The organism is Variovorax sp. GW531-E2 (genome assembly GCF_059423125.1).
Window position 1 is genome coordinate 58,538 of record NZ_JBWKXQ010000011.1, and the last position, 25,051, is coordinate 83,588.

Genomic DNA, 25,051 nt, shown 5'->3' on the forward strand with positions numbered 1-25,051 from the left:
CCCCCGAAAGTGCGCATGCGCACGGGCGGCACAATCGTGCCCATGTCACACGCCTTCCCCACGCCCTTGCGCGCCGCAGTGGCCGCCACCGCCCTCCTCGCCGCCTGCGTCGCCTGGCCCACGGGCGCCCTGGCCCAGAAGCCCCAGGCCAATGGCCGCCCCGCCGTCACGCCGGTGCGCGGCAGCACCCCCTACGCCACGCGCGACGACGCCATGGCGTTCGCCGACGACGTCGCCCAGCGCCGCAACCTCGACCGCGACTGGGTGCGCGCCACCATCGGCGCCGCGCGCTTTCTGCCCAACGTGCCGCGCCTGATGCTGCCGGGCCCCGTCGGCACCGTGAAGAACTGGCAGACCTACCGCAGCCGCTTCATCGACCCGGTGCGCATCGCGGCCGGCGTGCGCTTCTGGCGCGCCAATGCCGAGACGCTCGCGCGCGCCGAGGCCACCTACGGCGTGCCGCCGGAGATCATCGTCGGCATCGTCGGCGTCGAGACCATCTACGGCCGCAACATGGGCAACTTCCGCGTGATCGATGCGCTGGCCACGCTGTCCTTCGACTTCCCGCAGGGCCACCCGCGCGCGGCCGAGCGCATCGCCTTCTTCCGCGGCGAACTCGAGAGCTTCCTGAGCACCGAAAGCCGCACCGCCGACGACCCGCTCACACCCGTGGGCAGCTACGCCGGCGCCATGGGCATGCCGCAGTTCATGCCCAGCAGCATCGCCAAGTACGCGGTCGACTTCGACGGCGACGGCCGCATCGACCTCGTGAACAACCCGGTCGACGTGATCGGCTCGGTGGCGAGCTACTTCAAGGGCTTCGGCTGGACGCCGGGCATGCCGTCGATCTATCCGGTGCACTTCGAGGAAGCGCGCCTGAAGAAGGCGCTGCTGCTGGCGCCCGACATCCTGCCGACCTTCAGCGCCGACAGCTTCGTGGCCGCAGGTGCCGTTCCCGAGGGCGAAGGCCTGAAGCACAAGGGTCTGCTGGCGCTCATCGAACTGCAGAACGGCCTCGACGCGCCGCCCACCTATGTCGCGGGCACGCGCAATTTCTACGTGATCACGCGCTACAACTGGAGCAGCTACTACGCGATGTCGGTGCTCGACCTCGGCCAGGAGGTCAAGGCCGCGATGGAGCAATAACGGCGATGACACCGCAGGCGCTGCACGCGAACTGGAACGCCGCCTGGCAGGCGCTGGGCGTGGCCGCGCCCGACGACGCGCTGCGGCTCGAACTGCAACGCCGCTACGGCGAACCGCAGCGCCACTACCACACGATGCAGCACCTGGGCGAATGCCTCGCGTGGTTCGACCGGGAGCAGGCGCTCGCCGAACGCCCCGGCGAGGTGGCGTTGGCGCTGTGGTTCCACGACGCGATCTACGACGTGCATGCGCACGACAACGAAGCCCGCAGCGCCGACTGGGCGCGGCAGGCGATGCAGGCCGCCGGTGTGGACGCTGCGGCGGCCGACCGCGTCCACGCACTCGTCATGGCCACGCGCCACGACGCCGTGCCCGAAGGCCGCGACCCCGAGCTGCTGATCGACATCGACCTGTCGATCCTCGGCGCCGAGCGCGCGCGCTTCGACGAGTACGAGCGCCAGGTGCACGTGGAATACGGTTTCGTTCCCGAGGAGATTCGCCTGCCGCGCCGGCGCGCGATCCTCCAGCGCTTTCTCGACCGTCCGGCGATCTACGCCACGCCGCGCATGCACGCCCTGCTCGAAGCACGGGCGCGCGAGAACCTTCAGCACTCGATCGCAGGCTGAACCGTCGGCACCAGCCTCCACCATTCGGAGCGCGGCGGCACGTCGCCGAACGTCTCCTCCACCACGCCGAACAGCAGCCCGTCGCGCCCCGCGCCCAGCTGCGACAACGCCAGCGGCCGCGCGAGATCGCGGCACAGCATGAAGCTCGCATCGCCCTGCCACTCGAGGCAGCGGCCGACCTCGGCCAGCATCAGTGCGGGCTGGCCCTGCATGAAGGTGAAGGGCATCGGCAAGCCCGCGTCGAGCTGCGCCAGCCCCGCGCGTGTGGCCTCCCAGGCACCGCGCCGGCTGGTCACGCGCAGGCGCGCGCCCGCCGGCAGCGCGGCCTCGCCGGCCGCGTCGAGGCAGCGCAGCGCGCCGTACATCGCCAGCTCGGTCCACAGGCCGACGCGGCGCGGCCGGCGGCCCAGGCGGGTCGCGAGCGCGTCGCGCCAGTCGTCGGGCGGCGGATGCGCCACGACGTGCGCGACGGTGCGCCAAGGGGTTGCAGCGTGGCTCATGCGGCGTTGCAATCCTTGAGCACCAGCGACGCATGCCCGCCGCCGAAGCCCACCACGTTGAGCAGGATGTGACGCAGCTGCGCCGGCGGCCCGTCGCTCAGCGCGATGCCCAGCGTCTCGTCCAGCGCGTAGCCGACCGACGGCCAGGCGCCGCCTTCGATGCAGCCGACCAGCAGGGCCAGCTCCGCTGCCCCGGCCGCGCCCAGCGTGTGGCCGATCGCCGACTTGAGCGACACCAGCGGCGGCAGCGGCGCGAACACCTGCCGCAGCGCCTCGACCTCGATCGCGTCGTTGACCGGACTGCCGGCCGCCTGCACCTTGATGAGGTCGATGTCCGCGGGCTGCAGGCCGCTGCGCGCCAGCGTGTCGCGGCACATCGCGCGCACCGCGCTCGCCTCGGTGCCCGAGGGGTTGCGGCCGTCGACCACGTTGGCGCCGCCCAGCAGCGCCCAGCGCGCGGGTTGCGATCCGAGCCGCAGCGCCGCCACCGCTTCGCCGAGCACCAGCCCCTGGCGCCCCGCGCCGAAGGGCCGCGCGCTGTCGGGCGCCAGCAGCTGCATCGCGCCGAAGCCGGCCACGGTGAAGCGGTTGTCGAGTTCGGCGCCGATCACCAAGGCTTCGCGCGCCTCGCCCGCGCGCACCATGTCGGCCGCCGCCAGCATCGCGTTGAGCGCCGAGGTGCAGGCGGTCGAGACGGTGAAGACCGGGCCTTGCCAGTCGAGCGCGGCGGCGGCGATGTCGGCGAAATCCTGCAGGTCGCCGCTCAGCCGTGCGTCGTGCTGCGCGTGCTCCATGGCCCCGATGTCGAGCGACGACGAGGCCACGAACAGCGGCCCCTGCCGGTCCAGCCCGTCGCCGGTCTGCGCCACCACGCGGCGCACCGTGTGCTGCACGCGCTGCGCCCAGTCACCGGGCGGCACCGCCAGCGTGTAGACCGGCCACTGCAGACCCTCGGCCACCGTCACCGGCGTGGGCGGCACGCCGCCGCGCCGCAGCGCTGCGAGCGCCGACGGCACATCGTCGCCGAGCACACAGGCCAGGCCCATGCCGGCCAGGTACACCGGCATCAGGCTCATGCCTTGCCCGCTTGCACCAGGTGTTCCGCCAGGTGCGCGATCGACGTCATCGCGCGGCGCGTGTCCTTGCTGTCGGGCATGCGCAGGCCGAAGTGCTGCTGGATCGCCATCGACACCTGCAGCGCGTCGAGCGAGTCGAGGTCGAGCCGCGCCTCGGGGCCGAACAGCGGCTCGTCGTCGCCGAGGCCACCGGGCGGCGCGTCTTTTTCGACAGCCTCGAGCACGAGGGCCTTGAGGCGGGCGATGAATTCAGGAGAAGAAACGGTGCTCGTCACGGTGCGCGCCTGCGAAACAGAAAGACAGCCACGAAGAACATGAGGGCCGCGAACGCCACCAGCCGACCGACCTGCGGCAGCACCTCGGCCACGCCGCCGCCGCGCAGCAGCACGGTGAGCAGCGCTTCGAGCCCCCAGTTCATGGGAGAGATTTCGACCATGCGCTGCATGAAGCCCGGCATGACGAACTTGGGCACCATGATGCCGCCCGCCGCCGCCATCAGCACATTCACCATCGGCCCCAGCGTGGCGGCCTGCGCATGGCTCTTGACGAGGCAGGCCACCGCCAGCGACAGGCTCACCGCCGCCAGGCTCACGGCCGCCAGCGACAGCAGCAGGCCGCCCCAGTGGATGCCCGCGAGCGAGAGCGCGTCGCCGCCGATCAGCGGCATGAACCAGATGCCCGCCGCCAGCATCAGCAGCGCCTGCAGCGCGTTCACGCCGAGGTAGGGCAAGGCCTTGGAGGCCAGCAGCATCGAACGCGACACGCCCAGGCTCTGCAGCCGCCCGAGCGCGCCCGAGCCGCGCTCCTGCACGAACAGGCTGGACAGCGAGGCCACCACGAAGAACATGCCGAACACCAGCCAGGCCGGCACGTTCTGCTGCACCGACGTGGGCCGCGGGCCGGTGGTGGCAAAGCGCTCGGCCTGCACCATCGCCTGGATGGACGCGTCGGGCGCGGGGCTGGCCGTGCCGGGCACCGCCAGCGCAAGCCGCGCCTTGAGTTCGCCCGAGGCGCCGATGAGTTCGGCACGCAGTGCGTTGAACAGGTTGGCGTCGATGCCGGGCTCGGCCAGCAGGCGGATGTGAGCGCGCGTGGAGAGCGCGGCCGATTCCAGTTCGTCCGACAGGCCGGGCTCCAGCACGATCACGTACTTGAGCGTGCCGCTGCGCAGCCGCGCCTGCCAGTCGCTGCCCAGCGGTTGCGGCGCGCCGTGGCTGCGCTGCCAGATCTGCAGCAGCCATTTGGCGGGCGTGCCGCTGTCGCGTGCATCGACCGCGTAGCTCAGCTCGGCCAGCGGCGGGCGGTAGATGTCCTTCAGCGTGAGCGACATCAGCACGATGAACACCATCGGCATCACGAACAGCACGGCCAGCCCGTGCATGTCGCGCACGAGGGCCAGCAGTTCCTTCTTGATGAGCGCTAGGAGCATGGCGTTCGGTCAGTCGCGCAGCGAACGGTGGGTGAGCGCCATGAAGAGCTGCTCGAGGTCGTGCCGGCCGAACTCGGCCTGGCGCACCTCGATGCCTTCGGCTTCGAGCGCGGCCAGCACGGGGCCGGGGCCGGTGCCTGCGTGCAGGTGGATGCGCCAGTGCGTCGCGCCCTGCTCCACCGTGCCGAAGCGCGACAGCGTCTGTGCGTCTAGCCCGTCGGCGGCCAGGGTCAGCAGCATCGCGCTTTGCGACAGCAGCGCGTCGAGCGGGCCTTCGCGCAGCACGCGGCCCTGGTCGAGGATGGCCACGCGGTCGGCGATGGCCTCGATCTCTTCCATGTAGTGCGAGGCGTAGATCACCGCCGCGCCGGCCTGCGCCAGGCTCTTGATCGCATCGAGGATGAAGGCGCGCGACTGCGGATCGACGCCCACCGTCGGCTCGTCGAACAGCATCAGCTCGGGTTCGGGCAGCAAGGCGATCGCGAGGTTCAGGCGCCGCTTCAGGCCGCCCGAGAGCCGCTCGGCGCGCACGCCCGCGAACTGTTCGAGCTGCGCGAACTGCGTGCAGGTGTCGATGCGCGCCTTCCTGCGCGCGCCCGAAAGACCGCCGGCCGCGGCGAAGCACGCCAGGTTCTCGGCCACGGTGAGCATCGGATAGAAGGCCTGGTCCTGCGGCGCGACGGCGATGCGCGTGGGCGCCTTCGCGCGCACCTGCTGCAGCGGCAGGCCGTCGATGCGGATGTCGCCCGACTGCACCGCGAGCGCGCCCGACAGGTGCGAGATCAGCGTGGTCTTGCCGGCGCCGTTCGGGCCGAGCAGGCCCAGCACGCAACCGCGCGGCACGGCGAGCGACACGTCGGCCAGCGCGGCCTTGTCAGCGTGCGGGTAGCGGTAGCCGAGCTGGTGCAGCTCCAACATCAGGCAACAGCGGCCTTGAGGTCGCGGAAGAAGGTTTCCTCTTGCTGCGCCTGCTCGCGCAGCTTGCCGGCGAGTGCGACGGGATCGACCGGCTCGCGGCCCTTGACCATGCGCGCTGCCTTGAGCGCGAACGCGCGCCAGCCGTCGCCGATGGCGATCAGGCGTTCGGACATCTGCGTGAGCTGCGGCTTGTCGAGCAGCTGCGCCGCCTCCTGCAGGAAGCCCGCGTAGATGAAGCGAAAGCCCGCCCCGCCCGTGCCGATTTCTTCCTGCATGCGCACCAGGTGGCCGATGAAGTCGATGCTGCGCGGATCCGTAGGCGACAGCTTCTGCATGCGCTTGGCCAGCGTGCGCATGCCGCGCACGCCCACGATGGGCACGGGCGCGAGCATGTTGCGCACGGTCTTGCGGATGGCCTTGGTGACCGAGGCGGCGTCGACCGCCTTGCGCTCGATGGCCTGCGGGTAGTACATGAGGCCCTTGGGCGCCAGCACGCCCTTGGCGAAGCGCGCGCGCGACAGGTCTTCGCTCGCGCAGCGCACGGGCTCCTCGAACACCGGGTCGCTGATCAGGTAGTCGTCGCCGTCCTTGCCGTAGACCAGCAGGTTGTGCGCGTTGAAATGAAAGCGCATGTTCGGCGGAAAGTACGGCAGCCAGTAGACCGAGGTCTGCAGGCCCACGAGCTGGCCGTCGGCCAGCAGCGCGTCCAGCCGCTGCTGCCCGGCCTGCGGGCTGCGGAAGGTCTCGAAGCGAAAGCGCGCGGCCATCGGTGCCAGCAGGCCCTTGATGATGGCCTTGGGCGGCATGCGGTACGAGATGAGCGGCAGGCCCGACAGCTTGATGAACGGCAGGTAGGCGAACGACAGCGCCGAGGACAACCCCAGCGCCATCGCCTCGCTCATCGGCGCGCCGTGGTGGCGCATGAGGCTGGAGATGACGCCGCTTTCGCAGTGCGCCGCCTGTTGGTGTTGGAAGTTCACGGCAGGCCTTGCAGGGTGGAAACGGGCAGCCCCAGCGCCTGGCCATAGCGGGCAAGCTGGGCCGGCGACAGCGCGGCGAAATGGCGCGGCAGCAGGTGGCGGCGCACGCGCCATTGCCAGAAGCCGCTGGTCTGCGAGAGCAGCGCCACGTCCATGCGGCGTTCGTACATCCAGTACTCGAGCGGCGAAGCCAGTCCGGCCTTCACGCGCGCCCTCGCCTCCTGCGTCTGCTCGATGAGCACATCGACCGCGTGGCTGGTGACGATCTCTTCCGCCTCCCAGCCCTTGGACGTGGTGGTGACGACGCGGCCTTGCGCGTCGCGGGCGTACATCAGCTTGGAATGGCCTGCGAGGGTTGCGTTGCCCTCTTGCGGCACGGCATCGAGGTCCATGGCTACACAGCCTCCAGGTAGATGAAGCCGCTGGAGAAGCGACCGCTTTCGGGCACGAACATCAGCAACTTCTGGCCGGGCTTGATACGACCGGAACGGAACAGCTCGTCCAGCATGATGTACGGCGAGGCCGAGCCCGTGTTGCCCTTGGTCGCGAGGTTGCTGAACCAGCGCTCGCGCGGAATCGGCAGGCCCAGCGATGCCAGGCTCGCGGCCACGGGCTCGACGAAGTAGTGCGACGACAGGTGCGGCAGGAACCAGTCGATGTCGTCGGTCTTGAGCCCGCGGCGTTCGATGATGGCCGCGAGTGGCTCGGCCAGCGTGGCGCGCACGATGTTGTCGTTGAGCAGTCGCACGTCCTGCTTGACGGCGAAGGTCGAGTCGCGCTGCCAGTCGGCCGGCGAGGTGCGGGCCCAGCCGTCGAGGCCGCCCTGCTCGTTCTTGTCGGCGCCGGCGTACATGCACACCGGCAGCTCGTGCGCCGCCGACGACAGCTCGATCCATTCGACGCGCAGCGACAGCGGCCCGCGCGGCTCGCGCTCCAGCAGCACCGCGCCGGCGCCGTCGGACAGCATCCAGCGCAGGAAGTCTTTCTCGAAGGCGATCTCCGGGCGCGCTTCGAGGGCCTCGAGCTTGTGCTCGAGCTCGGCCTCGAAGTTGATGCCGCGCATCACGGCCGAGGCCAGCTCGGAGCCCGTGGCGACCGCACGGCGCGCATCGCCCGCACGCACCGAGAGCCACGCATGCTTGAGCGCCGCCGCGCCGGCCAGGCAGATGCCGGCGCAGGCCACCACCTCGAGCCGGGGCCAGCCCAGTTCGCCGTGCACCATCACCGCGTGGTTGGGCATGAGCTGGTCGGGCAGCGAGGTGCCGGTGGCCAGGCAGTCGACCGGGCCGATGTCGTCACCCAGCGCGCGGATGGCCGCGGCGGTGAGCTGCGCGTTGGTCATGGCCAGCTGGCCGGTGGCGCGGTCGATGGCGTAGTGGCGCGACTGGATGCCGTTGCTGCGCAGGATGAGGCGTCGCGCACGCGACACCTTGCCGCCGATGCGGCCCAACACTTCTTCGATGTCTTCGTTGCTGACCGGAGAAAAAGGCAGGAAGGCAGCGGTGCGGGTCAGGAAAACATCAGTCGTCATAGAGAGGGAGCCGGTCCGTGGCAGAGCCCGACGGGCGCTCGAATTGAGCCGTCATTTTAGTCAGCCACCCTCGGAACAACGGCCGCAGCAGGGCCTGCAGCGTCAGGCTCACCGGCACGACGGTGACGATCAGTGCCAGCAGGAACAGCACGTACAGCAAGAGCAGCGGCTTGCGCACCGCCGCGCCCGGCCCGCCGGCCGCCATGATCAGCTTGCCCCAGAGGTAGAAGCTGCGCGTGCCGGCCTTCTCGCTGATGAGCAACCGCGCCTGGGCGCGCACCGCGCCCAGCCCGGCCAGCAAGGGCGCATCGCCCTGCTCGCGGCCTGCGTGCAGCGCATCGCGCAGGGCCCGGCCGAAGCGGCCGCAGCCGCGGATCTGTTCCTCGCTCAGGCCCGCATCGGGCATGCCCCAGAAGCCGCGCTTGCGGCCCCAGATGAGCCAGGCCGGCGTGGTGAAGAAGGTGGCGAGCGTGGGGCCCGGGTCGGTGAGCACCACGTTGTCGATCAGGCGCGCGCCGGTGGCGGCGAGCAGGCCCTTGAGCTTTTCGTGGGCCAGCAGCCACATGTTGCGACAGGCAATGACCGTGACCACGGGTTTTCCCTTGAGCAGCCGCGCCGCAACGGGGTGCTGCAGGAAGGCCACGACCGGCTGCGCGGGCGCCAGGAACCACACCTGGTACGGCAGGATGACGAGGTCGAAGTCTTCATCGCCCATGAGCGTCAGCGGCGCCAGCGGGCCCGGCTTCAGGTGGGCCGACTCGGGGAACGCGTCGAAGAAGGTCAGGAAGGGCCAGGGAAAGGGAAAGCGCTGCAGCGGCCGCAGCGTTTCCACGCGCAGTTCGATGCCCGGGTCGGCGCGCAGTGGCGCGGCGATCTGCCCGGCCACGCGGTCGAGTTGCCCGGTCTGCGAGTACTGGATCAGCAGGACGCGTTTGACACGCGCGCTCGGGGTGGCAGGAGGGCTGGCGGTGGGGCTGGAAGAACTTGGATTCACTGGCGGGCCGTGGCGGGGGCCGTCGAATGTAAGCGAACCTTTTCAAAGGTGCATCTGCCATAGGTCATGGCGTCGCGTGAATCCGACGAACCAGGGCGCCAGAAAGCGAAAAAGGGCCGCACCTCGCGGCGCGGCCCTTGTTTGCAATTGCTGCTGGCGAAGCGCCGATCAGCGCACCTTGCCGGCCTTCCAGGCGCTCAGCAGCTTGTTGTAGTCGATGGTCTCGCCCTTGGGCTTCTCGTTGGCCAGCTTCTTCCACGGGGCGTGCTGGTCGCTGAGCCACTTGTTCGGGTCGCCCTTGGCGTTGAGCTTGGGCGCGCAGTGGGCCATGCCGGCGCGTTGCAGGCGGCCCATCACGTTGTCCATCTCGTCGGCCAGGTTGTCCATGGCTTTCTGCGGGGTCTTCTCGCCCGTGACGGCCTCGGCCACGTTCTTCCACCACAGCTGCGCCAGCTTGGGGTAGTCGGGCACGTTGGTGCCGGTGGGCGTCCATGCCACGCGGGCCGGGCTGCGGTAGAACTCGACCAGGCCGCCCAGCTTGGGCGCCATGTCGGTCATGGCCTTGCTCTGGATGTCCGATTCGCGGATCGGGGTCAGGCCCACGATGGTCTTCTTGAGCGAGACGCTCTTGGAGGTCACGAACTGGGCGTAGAGCCAGGCGGCGGCCGTCTTGTTGGCGTCATGGCCGTTGAAGAACGACCACGAACCCACGTCCTGGTAGCCGTTCTGCATGCCCTGCTTCCAGTACGGGCCGTTCGGGCCGGGCGCCATGCGCCACTTGGGCGTGCCGTCCTCGTTCACCACGGGCAGACCCTTCTTGGTCATGTCGGCGGTGAAGGCCGTGTACCAGAAGATCTGCTGGGCGATCTGGCCCTGCGCGGGCACCGGGCCGGCTTCGCCGAAGGTCATGCCCATGGCTTCCTTGGGCGCGTACTTCTTCATCCAGTCGATGTACTTGGTGAGCGCGTACACGGCGGCCGGCGAGTTGGTCGCACCGCCGCGCGACACGGCCGCGCCCACGGGCGTGCACTTGTCGTCGGCCACGCGGATGCCCCACTCGTCGATCGGCATGCCGTTGGGGGTGCCGATGTCGGCGGTGCCGGCCATCGAGAGCCACGCATCGGTGAAGCGCCAGCCCAGCGACGGGTCCTTCTTGCCGTAGTCCATGTGGCCGTAGATCGGCTTGCCGTCGATGGTCTTCACGTCGACGCTGAAGAACTCGGCGATGTCCTCGTAGGCGCTCCAGTTCAGCGGCACGCCCAGGTCGTAGCCGTACTTGGCCTTGAACTTGTCCTTCAGGTCCTTGCGATCGAACAGGTCGGCGCGGAACCAGTACAGGTTGGCGAACTGCTGGTCGGGCAGCTGGTAGAGCTTGCCGTCGGGCGCGGTGGTGAACTTGGTGCCGATGAAGTCCTTGAGGTCGAGCCCGGGGTTGGTGTACTCCTTGCCCGCACCGGCCATGTAGTCGGTGAGGTTCATCATCTTGCCGTAGCGGTAGTGCGTGCCGATGAGGTCGGAGTCGGAAATCCAGCCGTCGTAGATCGACTTGCCCGACTGCATCGAGGTCTGCAGCTTCTCGACCACGTCGCCTTCCTGGATCAGGTCGTGCTTGACCTTGATGCCGGTGATTTCCTCGAAGGCCTTGGCCAGCGTCTTCGATTCGTATTCATGCGTGGTGATGGTCTCCGACACCACCGAGATTTCCTTGACGCCCTTGGCCTGCAGCTTCTTGGCCGCGTCGATGAACCACTTCATCTCGGCCGCCTGCTGGTCCTTGCTCAGGGTCGACGGCTGGAACTCGCTGTCGATCCATTTCTTGGCTTCGGGCTCTGCGGCCCATGCGCCGTGCGCGGCGACCATCGCCGCCGCCATTGCCAATGCCGTGTAGCGCATCTTCATGAATGTGTCTCCTCGGTTGTGCTTCCCCGGTTTTTTCATCGCGGCTCCGGGGAGGCGGAGAGCCGGACGCGTTGACGAAATCGGTGGGCTAGCCTTTGCGCATCACGAGCGCGAGCACGAACATCGACAGCACGAAGCCGATCCAGATCGAGGGCTCGGCCTCCAGGCTCAGCCACTCCTGCACCTTGCCGGCCAGGCCGACGAAGATCAGGTTGACGTAGGCCGCGGACAAGAGGCCGATGAAGAGCCGGTCGCCGCGCGTGGTGGCAATGGGCAGCCAGCCGCGGCGCATCGTGGTGGGCGACTTGAATTCCCACACGGTCATGCCGACCAGCATGAGCGCGATGCAGCTGAAGAAAACGGCCACCGGGGTGGTCCAGACCATCCAGTCGAACATCTTTCGACCTCCTTAGACGCGACCCATCGCAAAGCCTTTTGCGATGTAGTGGCGGACAAACCAGATCACGATCGCGCCCGGCACGATGGTGAGCACGCCGGCCGCGGCCAGCGTTGCCCAGTCCATGCCCGAGGCGCTCACCGTGCGCGTCATCGTCGCCACGATGGGCTTGGCGTTCACGCTCGTGAGCGTGCGCGCCAGCAGCAGCTCGACCCAGCTGAACATGAAGCAGAAGAACGCCGCCACGCCCACGCCGGCCTTGATGAGCGGCAGGAAGATGGTGAGGAAGAAGCGCGGGAACGAGTAGCCGTCGATGTACGCCGTTTCGTCGATCTCGCGCGGAATGCCGCTCATGAAGCCTTCGAGAATCCACACCGCCAGCGGCACGTTGAACAGCAGGTGCGCCAGCGCCACGCCCAGGTGCGTGTCCATGAGGCCGACGGTGCTGTACAGCTGGAAGAACGGCAGCAGGAACACCGCGGGCGGCGTCATGCGGTTGGTCAGCAGCCAGAAGAACACGTGCTTGTCGCCCAGGAACGAATAGCGCGAGAACGCATAGGCCGCCGGCAGCGCCACGGTGAGCGAGATCACCGTGTTGATCGCCACGTAGATCAGGCTGTTGATGTAGCCCGAGTACCACGACTCGTCGGTGAAGATGCGCGCGTAGTTGGCCCAGGTGAGCTGCTGCGGGAAGAACGAGAAGCTCGACAGGATCTCCTCGTTCGTCTTGAAGCTCATGTTGACCATCCAGTAGATGGGCAGCAGCGCGAACAGGATGTACAGCAGCAAGAAGATGCTGCGCTTGTGGAAGCGTTTTTCGTTCATTGTTCTTTCTCCACCTCTTGCGTGCCCACGCGCTGCATCCAGTTGTAGAGCACGAAGCAGAACAGCAGGATGATCAGGAAATAGATCAGCGAGAACGCCGCCGCCGGCCCGAGGTCGAACTGCCCCACGGCCTTCTGCGTGAGGTACTGGCTCAGGAAGGTGGTCGCATTGCCCGGCCCGCCGCCCGTCAGCACGAAGGGCTCGGTGTAGATCATGAAGCTGTCCATGAAGCGCAGCAGCACCGCGATCATCAGCACGCCGCGCATCTTGGGCAGCTGGATGTAGCGGAACACCGCGAACTTGCTGGCGCCGTCGATGCGCGCGGCCTGGTAGTAGGCGTCGGGAATGGAGCGCAGGCCGGCATAGCAGAGCAAGGCCACCAGCGGCGTCCAGTGCCACACGTCCATCACCAGCACCGTGAGCCAGGCGTCGGTCGCACTGCCCGTGTAGTTGTATTCGATGCCCATGACCTGCAGCGCGTGGCCCAGGAGGCCAATGTCGGCACGGCCGTAGATCTGCCAGATGGTGCCCACCACGTTCCATGGAATGAGCAGCGACAGCGCCACCACCACCAGCACCGCCGACGACTTCCAGCCCGTGGCCGGCATCGACAGCGCGAGCGCGATGCCCAGCGGAATCTCCACCAGCAGCACCGACAGCGAGAAGCCCAGCTGGCGCCACAGCGCCTGGTGCAGCTCGTCGTCGCGCATCACGGCGGCGAACCATTCGGTGCCGACGAACACGCGCCGGTCGGGCGAGATGATGTCCTGCACCGAGTAGTTGACCACCGTCATCAGCGGCACGATGGCCGAGAAGGCCACGCAGATGAGCACGGGCAGCACGAGCCACCACGCCTTCTGGTTGATCGGCTTGTTCGTCGGGTTCATGCCACCAGTTCCTCGTCCTTGTAGTAGCAGGTGTGGGTGTCGAGCACCCGCAGCCACACCGTGTCGCCCACCGAGGGCGGCTGTTCGTCCGAATGCATGCGCACCTTGACCACGCCGCCGTCGACCTCGGCGCTGAGCATCGCGTGCGTACCGACGTCCTGCACCTGCTTCACCACCGCCGGCACGGCGCCGGCGGCGCCCGCGTTCGACAGGCGCAGGTACTCGGGCCGGATGCCGATCTTGAGCGCGCCGGGCGGCAGCTCGCGCGTGGGCACCAGCGGCGTGCCGGCCACTTCGAGCGCACCGTTGGCACTGTGGGCCGACAGGAAGTTCATGCCCGGCGAGCCGATGAAATGGCCGACGAAGGTATGGGCCGGCCGCTCGAACAGCGCCTCGGCGCTGCCCACCTGCACGGCCTTGCCGCGCGTCATGACCACCACCTCTTCGGCGAAGGTGAGCGCCTCGACCTGGTCGTGCGTCACGTAGATCAGCGTGAGCTTGAGCTCGCGGTGGATCTGCTTGAGCTTGCGGCGCAACTGCCACTTCAGGTGCGGGTCGATCACGGTGAGCGGTTCGTCGAACAGCACCGCCGACACGTCGCTGCGCACCAGGCCGCGGCCCAGCGAGATCTTCTGCTTGGCGTCGGCCGCCAGGCCCGCGGCGCGCTGGTTGAGCTGGCCGCTCATGTCGAGCATTTCGGCGATCTCGCCCACGCGCTTCTTGATCTGGTCTTCGGGCACCTTGCGGTTGCGCAGCGGGAACGCCAGGTTCTCGGCCACGGTCATGGTGTCGTAGATCACCGGGAACTGGAACACCTGCGCGATGTTGCGCTCCTGCGGCGTGGCGCGCGTCATGTCGCGGCCATCGAAGCTCACGCTGCCCTGCGAAGGCACGAGCAGGCCCGAAATGATGTTGAGCATGGTCGTCTTGCCGCAGCCCGAGGGGCCGAGCAAGGCGTACGCGCCGCCGTCGCGAAAGCTCATTTTCAGCGGGAGCAGCGCGTAGTCGCTGTCCTGCGTGGGGTTGGCGCGGTAGGCGTGGGCCAGGTCGAGATCGATGCGTGCCATGACTAGCTTCCTTTGCGCCATGCCGGCGCGAGCGCCAGCTTTTCGCTGGCATCGAACACATAGGCTTGCGATGCGCTGAAGTACAGCGTGATCGAAGCGCCCAGCTCGAAGCGGTGCACACCGGTGAGCTGCGCCACCAGTTCGCCCACCGCCGTGTCGACGTGCACGAAGGTGTCGGAGCCCGAAATTTCGGCCAGCTCCACCTTGCCGGGCAAGGCGATGTCGCCCTCCCCTGCGTTCACGTTCAAGGCGCTCGCGCGCAGGCCGACCGTGACCGCGCCCGACACGCTGTCAGGCAGGGCCAGCGTCAGCGCGGGCCCGCCCGAGAGTTGCACGCGGCCGGCCGCCGCCGTGCCCGCCAGCAGGTTCATCGGCGGATCGCTGAAGGCGCGCGCCACGCGCAGCGACTGCGGCGCGTGGAACACCTCGGCGGTCGGGCCGTACTGCAGCAGCTCGCCGGCGTCCATCACGGCCGTGTAGCCACCCAGCAGCAGCGCTTCGCCCGGCTCGGTGGTGGCGTAGATGACGGTCGAGTCGCCGGTGGCGAAGAGCTGCGTGAGTTCTTCGCGCAGGCCTTCGCGCAATTTGTAGTCGAGGTTGACCAGCGGCTCGTCGAGCAGCATGAGCGGTGCGTTCTTGGCGAGCGCGCGCGCCAGCGCCACGCGCTGCTGCTGGCCGCCCGACAGCTCCTGCGGGTAGCGGTCGAGGAACATGCCGATGTGCAGCTTGTCGGCCAGCGCCTTCACCCGCGCGTCGATGTTCGACTCGCCGCGCAGCTTCAGCGGCGAGGCGATGTTGTCGGCCACCTTGAGCGAGGGGTAGTTGATGAACTGCTGGTAGACCATCGCGACATTGCGCTCGCGCACCGGCGTGCCGGTGACGTCCTTGCCGTCCACCAGCACACGCCCGGTGCTCGGCGTGTCGAGCCCGGCCATGAGGCGCATCAGGCTGGTCTTGCCGGCCTGCGTGGCGCCGAGCAGCACGGTCACCGCGCCGCTTTTGGGCGCAATGCTCTGCTCGTAGAGCCAGGTTTGCGCGCCGACCTTCTTGGTGACGCGCTCCAGAGTCAGCTGCATCAGCTCACCTCCACTTCCACGGTGTCGTTGTTGTTCTTTGCGTTGGCCTGCAGCCAGATGGCCACTTGCTCGCGCTCGGCGGGCGTGTAGTGCAGGCCGAGCTTGGTGCGGCGCCAGAGCACGTCGTCCGAGCTCACGGCCCATTCGCGCGCCTGCAGGAAGCGCAGCTCGCGCTCGTACAGGCCGGGCGCCACCTCGGCGCCCATGTCGGCCAGCGATTGCGCCTCGCCGACCAGTTCGGCCACGCGCGCGCCGTAGCCGCGCGCCAGCCGCAGCGCGACCTGGGCGTCGAGCCAGGGGTACTTCGCCTGCACGGCGGCCACGAAGCGGGCGAAGTCGTCGTCGGGGCGCTTGGGCGCGCCGATCCAGGCCGACAGGTCGCCGCCGGCCAGGAAGGCGCCGTCGGTCCAGGCCGGGCGCTGGGCATTCGACTGGCCGAGCATCTTGCCGACCTCGTCGGCCGCGTCCTCGGCCAGCTTGCGGAAGGTGGTGATCTTGCCGCCCCACACCGACAGCAGCGGCGCGGCGGTGGTGTTCGACTCGAGCAGGTAGTCGCGCGTGACGGCCGAGGGGTCGCCCGAGGCGTCGTCCAGCAGCGGGCGCACGCCCGAGTAGGTCCAGACCACGTCGGCCGGCACGATGGCCTTGTCGAAGTAGCGGCTGGCCTGGGTGCACAGGTAGTCGATCTCTTCCTGCGCGATGCGCGCGGCGCCGGGGTCGTCGCCGCTGATCTCGATGTCGGTGGTGCCGATCAGCGTGAACGCGCCCTGGTAGGGAATGGCGAAGATGATCCGCTTGTCGGGGTTCTGGAAGATGTAGGCGTGGTCGTGGTCGAACAGGCGCGGCACGATGATGTGGCTGCCCTTCACGAGCCGCAGGCTCTTGGTGGCCAGCGCCTCGCCGCGCGCCGACTGGGCCACGCCGCGCAGGAAGGATTCGGCCCAGGGGCCGGCCGCATTCACCACGGCGCGCGCACGCACGGTGCGGTGCGCGCCATCGGGGCCTTCGAGCGTCGCGACCCAGCCGTCGGCGCCACGCTGTGCGTGGATGCAACGCGTGCGCGTGAGCACTTCGGCGCCCTTCGAACGCGCATCGATGGCGTTGAGCACCACCAGCCGCGCGTCGTCGACCCAGCCGTCGGAGTACACGAAGCCGCGCTTGTACTGTGCCTTGAGCGGCGCGCCGGCCGGGTGCTGGCGCAGGTCGATGCCGCGCGACGGCGGCAGCACCTCGCGCCTGGCGAGGTGGTCGTACATGAACAGGCCGATGCGGATCATCCAGGCCGGGCGCATCGAGGGGTCGTGCGGCATCACGAAGCGCAGCGGCCACATGATGTGCGGCGCGCTCTTGAGCAGCACCTCGCGCTCCTGCAGCGCCTTGCGCACCAGCGAGAACTCGTAGTACTCGAGGTAGCGCAGCCCGCCGTGGATCAGCTTGGTGGACGACGACGAGGTGTGCGAGGCCAGGTCGTCCTTCTCGCACAGGACCACGCGCCAGCCCCGGCCGGCGAGGTCGCGCGCAATGCCGCAGCCGTTGATGCCACCGCCGACGATCAGCACATCGCAATCGGTGGCAGGTTCGGCCGCTGGAGAGGAGAAATCGGTCACAGGCTGGAGGTCCGTAGGTTCGTGACTTTTGTCAGCAAAGGCCGAGATTGTATTTTCGCGTTTTTTCATTTGGATTCCTTTTGGCGCGATTTTCCTCCGAGTTTTCCCTTACTCGGCTTCGTTTTCTTTCGTTTTAAAGTGACGCGGCCTGTACCCTCGACCCCAGTCTTTCCGCTTTCCACGACGCCTCTGTGAACTCCAACCCGCGCCAGATCAACCTCCTCGACACCGTGCGCGCGCGCGGTTCGGTCACCGTCGAACAGCTCGCCGACATGCTGGGCGTCACGCTGCAGACCGTGCGGCGCGACGTGCAGCGGCTGGCCGATGCGGGCTTGCTCACGCGTTTCCACGGCGGCGTGCGCGTGCCCAGCTCGACCACCGAGAACATCGGCTACCAGCAGCGCGAAACGCTCAATGCCGACGGAAAAGCGCGCATTGCGCGCCGCGTGGCCGAGCTGGTGCCCAACGACTGTTCGCTGATCCTGAACATCGGCACCACCACCGAGGCCATCGCCAAGGCGCTGATGCGCCACACGGGCCTGCGCGTGATCACCAACAACCTGAACGTGGCGACCATCCTCAGCGGCAACACGGCCTGCGAGGTGATCGTGGCCGGCGGCTCGGTGCGCCCGCGCGACCGCGCCGTGGTGGGCGAAGCCACCATCGACTTCATCCGCCAGTTCAAGGTCGACATCGCGCTCATCGGCGTGTCCAGCATCGAGGCCGACGGCTCGCTGCGCGACTTCGACCTGCGCGAGGTGAAGGTCGCGCAGACCATCATTGCCCAGGCGCGCGAGGTGTGGCTGGCGGCCGACGCGAGCAAGTTCAACCGGCCGGCCATGATCCAGCTGGGCACGCTCTCGCAGATCGACCGCCTGTTCACCGACGCCGCGCCGCCGCCGCCCTTCCCCGACCTGCTGCACGCCGCGCAGGTGCGCCTGGAGATCGCGCGCGACAACTGAACCCCATCAGACTCATCGAATGACCACCTACCTGCTTGCCCTGGACCAGGGCACCTCCAGCTCGCGCAGCATCGTGTTCGACCGCGAAGGCCGCATCGTCGCCATCGCCCAGAAGGAACTCACGCAGATCTACCCGCAGCCGGGCTGGGTCGAGCACGACCCGATGGAAATCTGGCGCAGCCAGCTGGCCACCGCGCGCGAGGTGCTGGCCAAGGCGAAGCTGCAGCCCGCCGACATCCACGCCATCGGCATCACCAACCAGCGCGAGACCACCGTGCTGTGGAACCGCACCACCGGCCAGCCGGTGCACCACGCCATCGTCTGGCAGGACCGCCGCGCCGAGCCGCTGTGCGCGCAGCTGCGCGAGCAGGGCCTGAGCGACACCATCCGCGAAAAGACCGGCCTGGTGATCGACGCGTATTTCTCGGGCACCAAGCTGCGCTGGCTGCTCGACAACGTGCCCGGCGCGCGCGCCCAGGCCGAACGCGGCGAACTGGCCTTCGGCACGGTCGACAGCTGGCTCATGTGGCAGCTCACCGGCGGCAAGGTGCACGTGACCGACGTGAGCAACGCCTCGCGCACCATGCTCTTCAACGTGCACACGAACGACTGGGACGCCGACCTGCTGAAGGCGCTGGACATCCCCGCCGCGCTGATGCCGAAGGTGCAGCCGTCCAGTTCGCACTTTGCCGACACCGACGCCGCGCTGCTGGGCCACGCGCTGCCCATCGGCGGCGTGGCCGGCGACCAGCAGAGCGCCCTCTTCGGCCAGGCCTGCTTCGAGGCCGGCATGGCCAAGAACACCTACGGCACCGGCTGCTTCCTGCTGATGCACACGGGCGGCGCGTTCCAGCCTTCGCACAACGGCCTGCTCGTGACCAGCGCCGCGCAGGTCGACGCGACCCCGCAGTACGCGATGGAAGGCAGCGTGTTCGTCGGCGGCGCCGTGGTGCAGTGGCTGCGCGACGGCCTCAAGGCCATCAAGGGCAGCGCCGAGGTGCAGTCGCTCGCCGAGAGCGTTCCCGACGCCGGCGGCGTGATGATGGTGCCGGCCTTCACCGGCCTGGGCGCGCCCTACTGGGACGCGGACGCGCGCGGCACGATCACCGGCCTCACGCGCGGCACCACGGTCGCGCACATCGCGCGCGCCGCGCTGGAAAGCATCGCGTACCAAAGTGCCGCGCTGCTGCAGGCCATGAGCCGCGACGCGGTGGCCGCGGGCGGCAAGCCCGTGGCCGAGCTGCGCGTGGATGGCGGCGCGAGCGTGAACGACCTGCTGATGCAGTTCCAGGCCGACCTGCTGGGCATTCCCGTGGTGCGACCCGAGGTGGTCGAGACCACCGCGCTGGGCGCGGCCTACCTCGCGGGACTGTCGACCGGCGTCTACACCGACGCGCGCCAGCTCTCGAAGCTGTGGAAGGTGGAGCGCCGCTTCATGCCGACCATGGGCCGTGCGCAGGCCGAGGAATCGATGGCGCGCTGGGAGCGCGCGGTGCGCCAGGCGACCGCGACCTGAGCGGGCGCGGGCTTACCAGCCCCAGAGGGAGCGCTTCAGCACCCAGCCGGTGGCGCCGCCTTCGTGGCGCACCTTCACCCAGTCGCCGCGGCGCTCGAGGGTGCGCAGCACGTCGCCGTACACGGCCTTCTTCACGACCGGGCTGCGCGCGCCGGGCGCGCGGCGCAGCTGCGCGGTCTTCGCCTTCACGACGTGGTGCGGCGTCTTGCTCGTCATCGAACGGAAGACCCAGGCCTTGTCGTTCTCGAAATCGGTGACGCGCAGCCAGTCGCCCTTGCGGCCGATCACGCGCAGCGGATAGCCCCGGCTCACGGTCCAGTGCGCCTCGGCGCGCTGGCTGGGGGCGGTGCGCATGTTCAGGGTCTTGACCGCGACACTGACCATCTGCGGCTGCGCGGCAAAGGCGGACGGCAGCAGCATCCACGAGAAGAAGAATGCGAGCAGGAGCGCGGGCAGTCGGCGGCTGAATCGGGCCATGGGGCGAGGGTTCCTTTCGAGAAGACACGGGAGGTCCGGCAAATGCCGGTCGAAGCCCCCTCTGGGACGCTGAGCGCCGATAAGTTCCGCGGGGATATCCCTGAGCCGCACTCCAAAGACCCCGCGAGGGTCGGGACACTGGACGCGTGGCCGCAGGGTGCGGGGCAGAATTCGCCCGCCCTCGACTCCCCCGCGCCGCGCTTGACACATTCCGCCATCGACACCCCGCGTCCTCCCTCCAGCGCCCTGCTGGCCTGCGGCGTGGTCGGCGCGACGCTGCTGGCGCTGATCGCCCTGGGCCACGACGGCCGCCGCATCGCCCAGCTCGCGGTGCTCGCCGCACCGCCCGTGCTCTGGCTGCTGTGGCCGCTGCACAGCGCACGCCTGCGGCGCTGGCGCACGGCGCTGGTGTGGCTCTGGGTCATGGGCTTCGGCCTGGACGCCGTGGTCCGCGCCTACCTGCTCGACACCTACCAGGCCGCGCCCGACAGCGCCATGGTGCTGGGCGCCGCGGCCAACACCAACGCGCGCGAAAGCGCCGAGTACCTGCGCATGCACTGGCGCTCCGCTGTCGTCTGGTCGGCCGCGCTCGCGGCGGCGGGCCTGCTGGCGGGCCTGTTCGCGCGACGCGGTGCCACGGCGCCGCGTGCGCGGCGGCCGTTCTGGGCGCGCTCGCTGATGCTGCTCATCCTGCTCGTCGCCTGCGTGGCCTACGTGAGCAAGCCCTGGCGCCGGCTGCACCCGGTCGTCTTCTGGACCCAGTGGTCGCAGTCGCTGCACGACCAGCGCGCCGCCTGGGCCGACCAGGAAAAAACCCGCGATGCGCAGATGGCCCAGGCCCGGCAGATCGCACCGGTGATCACGCGCGAGGGACCGTCCACCGTCGTGCTGGTGATCACCGACAGCATCAACCGCGACAACATGGGCCTGTACGGCTACGGCCGCCCGACCACGCCGCGCCTGCAGGCGCACAAGGCGCAGGAAGGCGACCGCATGGCCGTGTTGCGCAACGCGTGGTCGGTCGACGCGAGCACCCTGCCCGCGCTGCGCAACATGTTCCATTTCGGCCAGCCCGCGAATGGAAACAACGGAAACGGCGACAGCCCGCCCCACCTGCTGGCCCTGGCGCGCGCCGCCGGCTACAAGGTCTGGTGGATCAGCAACCACGACGACCTCGCCATCGAGCAGCAGCACGCGCGCTACGCCGACGTCGTCGACATGGTGAACCGCACGCCGGGCCGCGCCAGCGCCTCGCTCGACGGCGAGATCCTCGACTGCGTGCAGGAAGCCTTTGCCGACACCAGCACCGAGCGCAAGCTCATCGTGGTCCACCTGATGGGCGCGCACCCGCACTACAGCCTGCGCTTTCCCGAGAACGCCAACCCCTTCGACGACAGCGTCGACGCGGTCGAGAACGGCCTCGTGAAGGACGGCCGCTCGGCCTGGGTGCGCCACTTCCGCCAAGAGTACGACGCCGCCCTGCTGTACCACGACTTCGTGGTGTCGGAGCTGCTGCAGCAGACCCGCAGCACCGGCAAGCCGGACGACTACCGCGCCTGGATGTACCTGTCGGACCACGGCCAGGAAGTCGGCCACGGCAGCGACCGCGCAGGCCACAGCCCCGCCACCGCCTCGGGCTACCGCATCCCGGCCGTCGTCTGGCGCAACCGCGAGCCGCTGCCCACCGGCGCCGCCACGCAGCAGCCCTTTCGCGCGGACTGGGCCGGCTGGAGCCTGATGGACCTGCTGGGCATCCGCTGGAGCGGGCAGAAGGCCGAACGCAATGTGCTGGGCGATGCCTACCAGTGGCAGGCGCCGGAGATTCCGGTGGTGGTGGAGTCGTTCTCGAAGTAGCGGGAGTCAGCGATCGGCCACCGGCCGCACGGCGTGGGTGGCCTCGGCCGCCTCGTTCTGGCCGATCCACGCATTGCTGAAGTCCACGGCATAGAAGTGCTGCGCGGCCTCGCTGCCCGAGCCCGACCAGAACTTGCGCAGCGGCGTATCGGGAAAGCGTGCGCCGTCGATGGTGGGAACGGAGGTTTCGCGGGCGCACCACCGGGGCACGGTGACGGGCTCCCGTTCGGGACTCAGTTCGAGCGTGAAGGTCTCGTCGACCAGGCCATGGTCGCAACGCCGCAGCGCCGCCAGCTCCACGATGGTCGGCAGCCGCCATTGCGAGATGCCTTCGTGGCCCTTGGCGTTGAGCGCCTGCACGCGCTCCTGCGCGTCCATCAGGCTCAGGGCTTCGGCCTCGCCGACGCAACGCCCGCCCTGCCAAGTCTGCCCCAGCGCGCAGCGGAGCCAACGCAATCCGGTGGCGGCATCGAGCACGACGGCCGTCGATGCCTGCGCGGAGGCTTGTTCTTTCGGTGAGGCGGCCTGGTCGCAGCCGGCGAGCAACGCGACAGCCGCCAAGGCGGCAGCCATCCACTTGCCATCACGGGCAAGCATTGATTTCTTCATGAGAACTCCCTGCGGTCAGCAACTTGGATCGAGATCGAACTCGAATGCTACCGCCGGGTGCGCGATGTCCCGGGGCCTGCACGGGCCCGCAGGACATCGACTCGATACGCCGTCAGTGCGCCGGCACCAGGAAGTCCTGGCTGATCCGCCCGCCCAGCTCGTTCACCCGGTCGAGGAACTGCGTGAGGTAGGCGTGCAGGCCCGTCGCCAGGATCTCGTCGACGCGTGCGTACTGCAGGTCGGCCAGCAGCTTGCCGGCGCGGCGTTGGGTTTCGGCGCTCTGCTCGTTCTGCACCTTGGCGAGGTTGTTGACCACCTCGACCAGGCTCGCGTGCAGCGAGCGCGGCATGTCGGCGCGAAGAATGAGCAGCTCGGCCACGCGCTCGGGCTTGATCACGTCGCGATACACCTTGCGGTAGACCTCGAAGGCCGAGACGCTGCGCAGGATCGCGCTCCAGTGATAGAAGTCGTACTCCTGGTCTTCCTCGGTGGCGGCGCCGAAGAACTCGCTGTTGAGCGCGTGGAACTTCACGTCGACCAGGCGCGCCGTGTTGTCGGCACGCTCCAAAAAGGTGCCCAGGCGCGAGAAGTAGAACGCCTCATCCTGGAGCATGGTGCCCAGCGTGACGCCGCGCGACAGGTGCGAGCGGAACTTGACCCACTCGAAGAACTGGCCCGGGTCGCGCTCGAAGTCGCCGGCGCGCAGCATGCGGTTCACTTCGAGCCAGGTGGTGTTCTGCGTTTCCCAGGCTTCGGTGGTGAGCGCGCCGCGCACGGCACGCGCGTTCTCGCGCGCGGCCTTCAGGCAGGAGACGATCGACGACGGATTGCTCTCGTCCTTGACCATGAACTCCATGACTTCGTTGGGCGTGATCTGGTCGTACTTCTTGCTGTACCAGGGCAGCAATTCGCTGATCGAGAGCACGCCCTGCCAGCCGTACTTGGCAACCTCGGCCGACTGCGGCAGCAGCGAGGTCTGGTAGTTGACGTCGAGCATGCGCGCCGTGTTCTCGGCACGCTCGGTGTAGCGCGACATCCAGTAGAGGTGGTCTGCGGTGCGGGACAGCATCGTGGGTGCTCCTACTGCGATTGGCTTTGCGACTGCGTGGCCGCCTTCGGCTTGGCCGTGCGGTCCGCTTCGAGAATCCAGGTGTCCTTGGTGCCGCCGCCCTGCGACGAGTTGACCACCAGCGACCCCTCCTTGAGCGCCACGCGCGTGAGGCCGCCGGGCACCATCTGCACTTCGCTGCCCGAGAGCACGAAGGGGCGCAGGTCGATGTGGCGCGGCGCGATGCCGGCGTCGACGAAAGTCGGCGAGGTCGACAGGCTCAGCGTGGGCTGGGCGATGTAGCCGTCGGGCTTGGCGATGACGGCCTTCTTGAAGTCTTCGATCTCGGCCTGCGTGGCGGCAGGGCCGATGAGCATGCCGTAGCCGCCGGCGCCGTGCACCTCCTTGACGACCAGGTCCTTCATGTTGTCGAGCGTGTACTGCAGCTCGTCCTTGTTGCGGCACATGTAGGTGGGCACGTTCTTCAGGATCGGCTTCTCGCCGAGGTAGAACTCGACCATCTTCGGCACGTACGGATAGATCGACTTGTCGTCGGCCACGCCGGTACCCACGGCATTGCAGATCACGACGTTGCCCGCGCGGTAGGCGCGCATGAGGCCCGCGCAGCCGAGGGTGGAGGTCGGACGGAACACGTCGGGGTCGAGGAAGTCGTCGTCGACGCGGCGGTAGATCACGTCGACCCGCACCGGGCCGCGCGTGGTGCGCATGTAGACGAAGTCGTCCTTGACGAACAGGTCTTGCCCTTCGACCAGTTCCACGCCCATCTGCTGGGCCAGGAAGGCGTGCTCGAAGTAGGCGCTGTTGTACATGCCGGGCGTGAGCACCACCACCGTGGGCTCGGCCGTGGCCGGCGGCGCGCTGGCGCGCAGGGTTTCGAGCAGCAGGTCGGGGTAGTGGGCGACCGGCGCGATGCGGTTCTGGTTGAAGAGCTCCGGGAAGAGCCGCATCATCATCTTGCGGTTCTCGAGCATGTAGCTCACGCCGCTGGGCACGCGCAGGTTGTCTTCGAGCACGTAGTACTCGCCGTTGCCCTGGGCATCGGGGGCGCGCACGATGTCGATGCCCGAGATGTTCGAGTAGACGTTGTGCGGCACGTTCACGCCCATCATCTCGGGACGGAACTGGGCGTTGTTCAGAATCTGCTCGGCCGGGATGATGCCGGCCTTGATGATTTCCTGGTCGTGGTACACGTCGTACAGGAAGCGGTTGAGCGCCGTGACACGCTGCACCAGCCCCTTTTCCATGCTCTCCCACTCGTGGGAGGGAATGATCCGGGGCAGCAGGTCGAACGGGATCAGCCGCTCGGTGCCGGAGCCGTCCTCGTCCTTGGCGCCGTACACCGCGAAGGTGATGCCGACCCGGCGGAAAATCATTTCCGCCTCTTCACGCCGCGATCGCATCACCTCACCGGGTTGCTTCGCAAGCCATTGGTCGTAGCGCTTGTAGTGCTGTCGGATTGCAGCGCCCGCATAGGGGAGCTGCTCATACATCTCGTCGAATTTGTGCATGGAACGACCAATCTCCTTGAGCCATAGCTTAGCAAGTTCGAGGCCAGTAGAAGCCCTAGGTTTGGGCCCGATGCGAGGGCATTTCGCGTTTCGGACCT

General features: G+C 68.5%; 25 protein-coding genes. 5 read left to right on the plus strand and 20 right to left on the minus strand.

What is annotated here, in order from left to right:
• The first annotated feature begins 42 nt into the window (after window positions 1–42).
• Entirely contained in the window at window positions 43–1,146 is a 1,104-nt protein-coding gene (gene mltB, locus AC07XP_RS09760) for a lytic murein transglycosylase B (RefSeq protein WP_062482271.1), read from the plus strand.
• 5 nt (window positions 1,147–1,151) lie between these two features.
• Window positions 1,152–1,772: an HD domain-containing protein gene (locus AC07XP_RS09765; RefSeq protein WP_495264524.1), complete on the plus strand. Its 621-nt coding sequence runs from the start codon at window positions 1,152–1,154 to the stop codon at window positions 1,770–1,772.
• Here AC07XP_RS09765 and AC07XP_RS09770 read toward each other — a convergent pair.
• The 16 genes from AC07XP_RS09770 to glpD all read right to left on the minus strand — a co-directional run bounded on the left by AC07XP_RS09770 (window position 1,751) and on the right by glpD (window position 17,027).
• A complete protein-coding gene (locus AC07XP_RS09770) occupies window positions 1,751–2,272 on the minus strand; it encodes a hypothetical protein (protein ID WP_495264525.1) in 522 nt (173 codons plus the stop codon). The two genes, AC07XP_RS09765 and AC07XP_RS09770, sit on opposite strands and share 22 nt — an antisense overlap.
• Window positions 2,269–3,348, minus strand: coding sequence for a beta-ketoacyl synthase N-terminal-like domain-containing protein (locus AC07XP_RS09775; protein WP_495264526.1), 1,080 nt, complete (start codon window positions 3,346–3,348; stop codon window positions 2,269–2,271). The genes AC07XP_RS09770 and AC07XP_RS09775 overlap by 4 nt, the downstream gene beginning before the upstream one ends.
• On the minus strand, window positions 3,345–3,623 hold the full coding sequence (locus tag AC07XP_RS09780) for an acyl carrier protein (protein ID WP_139706326.1): 279 nt from the start codon (window positions 3,621–3,623) through the stop codon (window positions 3,345–3,347). Before AC07XP_RS09780 ends, AC07XP_RS09775 begins: the two co-directional genes overlap by 4 nt.
• A complete protein-coding gene (locus AC07XP_RS09785; protein WP_495264527.1) occupies window positions 3,620–4,777 on the minus strand; it encodes an ABC transporter permease in 1,158 nt (385 codons plus the stop codon). Before AC07XP_RS09785 ends, AC07XP_RS09780 begins: the two co-directional genes overlap by 4 nt.
• Before the next feature lie 9 nt (window positions 4,778–4,786).
• Entirely contained in the window at window positions 4,787–5,695 is a 909-nt protein-coding gene (locus AC07XP_RS09790; protein ID WP_495264528.1) for an ABC transporter ATP-binding protein, read from the minus strand.
• Window positions 5,695–6,675, minus strand: coding sequence for a BtrH-related acyltransferase DarH (gene darH, locus AC07XP_RS09795; RefSeq protein WP_495264529.1), 981 nt, complete (start codon window positions 6,673–6,675; stop codon window positions 5,695–5,697). Before darH ends, AC07XP_RS09790 begins: the two co-directional genes overlap by 1 nt.
• Window positions 6,672–7,067 (minus strand): DarG family dialkylresorcinol biosynthesis protein, encoded by a 396-nt coding sequence (locus AC07XP_RS09800; RefSeq protein WP_495264530.1) that lies wholly within the window; start codon window positions 7,065–7,067, stop codon window positions 6,672–6,674. Before AC07XP_RS09800 ends, darH begins: the two co-directional genes overlap by 4 nt.
• A gap of 2 nt (window positions 7,068–7,069) precedes the next feature.
• The gene (locus AC07XP_RS09805) at window positions 7,070–8,206 is read right to left on the minus strand and encodes a beta-ketoacyl-ACP synthase III (protein ID WP_492685257.1); all 1,137 of its coding nucleotides are present in this window, start codon (window positions 8,204–8,206) and stop codon (window positions 7,070–7,072) included.
• Window positions 8,196–9,200, minus strand: a complete 1,005-nt coding sequence (locus AC07XP_RS09810) for a dialkylresorcinol condensing enzyme (RefSeq protein ID WP_495264531.1) — start codon at window positions 9,198–9,200, stop codon at window positions 8,196–8,198. Before AC07XP_RS09810 ends, AC07XP_RS09805 begins: the two co-directional genes overlap by 11 nt.
• 168 nt (window positions 9,201–9,368) lie before the next feature.
• The gene (locus AC07XP_RS09815) at window positions 9,369–11,099 is read right to left on the minus strand and encodes an ABC transporter substrate-binding protein (RefSeq protein ID WP_070059465.1); all 1,731 of its coding nucleotides are present in this window, start codon (window positions 11,097–11,099) and stop codon (window positions 9,369–9,371) included.
• Between the two features lie 88 nt (window positions 11,100–11,187).
• Window positions 11,188–11,496, minus strand: a complete 309-nt coding sequence (locus AC07XP_RS09820) for a DUF2160 domain-containing protein (RefSeq protein WP_062476731.1) — start codon at window positions 11,494–11,496, stop codon at window positions 11,188–11,190.
• A 12-nt stretch (window positions 11,497–11,508) separates the two neighbouring features.
• On the minus strand, window positions 11,509–12,321 hold the full coding sequence (locus AC07XP_RS09825; protein WP_062476734.1) for a carbohydrate ABC transporter permease: 813 nt from the start codon (window positions 12,319–12,321) through the stop codon (window positions 11,509–11,511).
• Window positions 12,318–13,208: a carbohydrate ABC transporter permease gene (locus AC07XP_RS09830; RefSeq protein ID WP_062476737.1), complete on the minus strand. Its 891-nt coding sequence runs from the start codon at window positions 13,206–13,208 to the stop codon at window positions 12,318–12,320. The genes AC07XP_RS09825 and AC07XP_RS09830 overlap by 4 nt, the downstream gene beginning before the upstream one ends.
• Window positions 13,205–14,275 (minus strand): ABC transporter ATP-binding protein, encoded by a 1,071-nt coding sequence (locus AC07XP_RS09835; protein WP_062476739.1) that lies wholly within the window; start codon window positions 14,273–14,275, stop codon window positions 13,205–13,207. The genes AC07XP_RS09830 and AC07XP_RS09835 overlap by 4 nt, the downstream gene beginning before the upstream one ends.
• Window positions 14,276–14,277: 2 nt before the next feature.
• Window positions 14,278–15,351: an ABC transporter ATP-binding protein gene (locus tag AC07XP_RS09840; protein ID WP_495264532.1), complete on the minus strand. Its 1,074-nt coding sequence runs from the start codon at window positions 15,349–15,351 to the stop codon at window positions 14,278–14,280.
• The gene (gene glpD / locus AC07XP_RS09845) at window positions 15,351–17,027 is read right to left on the minus strand and encodes a glycerol-3-phosphate dehydrogenase (protein ID WP_495262248.1); all 1,677 of its coding nucleotides are present in this window, start codon (window positions 17,025–17,027) and stop codon (window positions 15,351–15,353) included. The genes AC07XP_RS09840 and glpD overlap by 1 nt, the downstream gene beginning before the upstream one ends.
• A gap of 122 nt (window positions 17,028–17,149) precedes the next feature.
• On the opposite strand from glpD, the gene AC07XP_RS09850 reads away from it, so the two are divergent.
• Together AC07XP_RS09850 and glpK are read left to right on the plus strand one after the other, a co-directional pair.
• A complete protein-coding gene (locus AC07XP_RS09850) occupies window positions 17,150–17,920 on the plus strand; it encodes a DeoR/GlpR family DNA-binding transcription regulator (RefSeq protein WP_062476748.1) in 771 nt (256 codons plus the stop codon).
• Window positions 17,921–17,939: 19 nt separating this feature from the next.
• Window positions 17,940–19,436 (plus strand): glycerol kinase GlpK, encoded by a 1,497-nt coding sequence (gene glpK, locus AC07XP_RS09855; protein WP_159272363.1) that lies wholly within the window; start codon window positions 17,940–17,942, stop codon window positions 19,434–19,436.
• 12 nt (window positions 19,437–19,448) lie between these two features.
• Here glpK and AC07XP_RS09860 read toward each other — a convergent pair whose 3' ends face one another.
• Window positions 19,449–19,913: an SH3 domain-containing protein gene (locus AC07XP_RS09860; RefSeq protein ID WP_095947351.1), complete on the minus strand. Its 465-nt coding sequence runs from the start codon at window positions 19,911–19,913 to the stop codon at window positions 19,449–19,451.
• 42 nt (window positions 19,914–19,955) lie between these two features.
• Between AC07XP_RS09860 and AC07XP_RS09865 the strand changes: the two genes are divergently transcribed.
• Window positions 19,956–21,767, plus strand: a complete 1,812-nt coding sequence (locus AC07XP_RS09865; RefSeq protein ID WP_495264533.1) for a sulfatase-like hydrolase/transferase — start codon at window positions 19,956–19,958, stop codon at window positions 21,765–21,767.
• Between the two features lie 6 nt (window positions 21,768–21,773).
• Here AC07XP_RS09865 and AC07XP_RS09870 read toward each other — a convergent pair whose 3' ends face one another.
• The 3 genes from AC07XP_RS09870 to AC07XP_RS09880 all read right to left on the minus strand — a co-directional run bounded on the left by AC07XP_RS09870 (window position 21,774) and on the right by AC07XP_RS09880 (window position 24,953).
• Window positions 21,774–22,376 (minus strand): Lcl C-terminal domain-containing protein, encoded by a 603-nt coding sequence (locus AC07XP_RS09870; protein ID WP_495264534.1) that lies wholly within the window; start codon window positions 22,374–22,376, stop codon window positions 21,774–21,776.
• A 112-nt stretch (window positions 22,377–22,488) separates the two neighbouring features.
• Window positions 22,489–23,445 carry an alpha-E domain-containing protein gene (locus AC07XP_RS09875; protein ID WP_062476763.1) on the minus strand — a complete coding sequence of 319 codons (957 nt, stop codon included), beginning with the start codon at window positions 23,443–23,445 and terminating at the stop codon, window positions 22,489–22,491.
• 11 nt (window positions 23,446–23,456) lie between these two features.
• Complete coding sequence (locus tag AC07XP_RS09880) at window positions 23,457–24,953, minus strand: circularly permuted type 2 ATP-grasp protein (RefSeq protein ID WP_495264535.1); 1,497 nt, start codon at window positions 24,951–24,953, stop codon at window positions 23,457–23,459.
• Window positions 24,954–25,051: the final 98 nt, after the last annotated feature.

What these genes read in the sequence shown, in the direction of transcription:
- mltB (WP_062482271.1), top strand. Translation starts at nt 43, where the DNA reads ATGTCACACGCCTTCCCCACGCCCTTGCGCGCCGCAGTGGCCGCCACC.
- AC07XP_RS09765 (WP_495264524.1), top strand. Translation starts at nt 1,152, where the DNA reads ATGACACCGCAGGCGCTGCACGCGAACTGGAACGCCGCCTGGCAGGCG.
- AC07XP_RS09770 (WP_495264525.1), bottom strand. Translation starts at nt 2,272, where the DNA reads ATGAGCCACGCTGCAACCCCTTGGCGCACCGTCGCGCACGTCGTGGCG.
- AC07XP_RS09775 (WP_495264526.1), bottom strand. Translation starts at nt 3,348, where the DNA reads ATGAGCCTGATGCCGGTGTACCTGGCCGGCATGGGCCTGGCCTGTGTG.
- AC07XP_RS09785 (WP_495264527.1), bottom strand. Translation starts at nt 4,777, where the DNA reads ATGCTCCTAGCGCTCATCAAGAAGGAACTGCTGGCCCTCGTGCGCGAC.
- AC07XP_RS09790 (WP_495264528.1), bottom strand. Translation starts at nt 5,695, where the DNA reads ATGTTGGAGCTGCACCAGCTCGGCTACCGCTACCCGCACGCTGACAAG.
- AC07XP_RS09800 (WP_495264530.1), bottom strand. Translation starts at nt 7,067, where the DNA reads ATGGACCTCGATGCCGTGCCGCAAGAGGGCAACGCAACCCTCGCAGGC.
- AC07XP_RS09805 (WP_492685257.1), bottom strand. Translation starts at nt 8,206, where the DNA reads ATGACGACTGATGTTTTCCTGACCCGCACCGCTGCCTTCCTGCCTTTT.
- AC07XP_RS09815 (WP_070059465.1), bottom strand. Translation starts at nt 11,099, where the DNA reads ATGAAGATGCGCTACACGGCATTGGCAATGGCGGCGGCGATGGTCGCC.
- AC07XP_RS09820 (WP_062476731.1), bottom strand. Translation starts at nt 11,496, where the DNA reads ATGTTCGACTGGATGGTCTGGACCACCCCGGTGGCCGTTTTCTTCAGC.
- AC07XP_RS09825 (WP_062476734.1), bottom strand. Translation starts at nt 12,321, where the DNA reads ATGAACGAAAAACGCTTCCACAAGCGCAGCATCTTCTTGCTGCTGTAC.
- AC07XP_RS09830 (WP_062476737.1), bottom strand. Translation starts at nt 13,208, where the DNA reads ATGAACCCGACGAACAAGCCGATCAACCAGAAGGCGTGGTGGCTCGTG.
- AC07XP_RS09835 (WP_062476739.1), bottom strand. Translation starts at nt 14,275, where the DNA reads ATGGCACGCATCGATCTCGACCTGGCCCACGCCTACCGCGCCAACCCC.
- AC07XP_RS09840 (WP_495264532.1), bottom strand. Translation starts at nt 15,351, where the DNA reads ATGCAGCTGACTCTGGAGCGCGTCACCAAGAAGGTCGGCGCGCAAACC.
- glpD (WP_495262248.1), bottom strand. Translation starts at nt 17,027, where the DNA reads ATGAAAAAACGCGAAAATACAATCTCGGCCTTTGCTGACAAAAGTCAC.
- glpK (WP_159272363.1), top strand. Translation starts at nt 17,940, where the DNA reads ATGACCACCTACCTGCTTGCCCTGGACCAGGGCACCTCCAGCTCGCGC.
- AC07XP_RS09860 (WP_095947351.1), bottom strand. Translation starts at nt 19,913, where the DNA reads ATGGCCCGATTCAGCCGCCGACTGCCCGCGCTCCTGCTCGCATTCTTC.
- AC07XP_RS09865 (WP_495264533.1), top strand. Translation starts at nt 19,956, where the DNA reads ATGCCGGTCGAAGCCCCCTCTGGGACGCTGAGCGCCGATAAGTTCCGC.
- AC07XP_RS09870 (WP_495264534.1), bottom strand. Translation starts at nt 22,376, where the DNA reads ATGAAGAAATCAATGCTTGCCCGTGATGGCAAGTGGATGGCTGCCGCC.
- AC07XP_RS09875 (WP_062476763.1), bottom strand. Translation starts at nt 23,445, where the DNA reads ATGCTGTCCCGCACCGCAGACCACCTCTACTGGATGTCGCGCTACACC.
- AC07XP_RS09880 (WP_495264535.1), bottom strand. Translation starts at nt 24,953, where the DNA reads ATGCACAAATTCGACGAGATGTATGAGCAGCTCCCCTATGCGGGCGCT.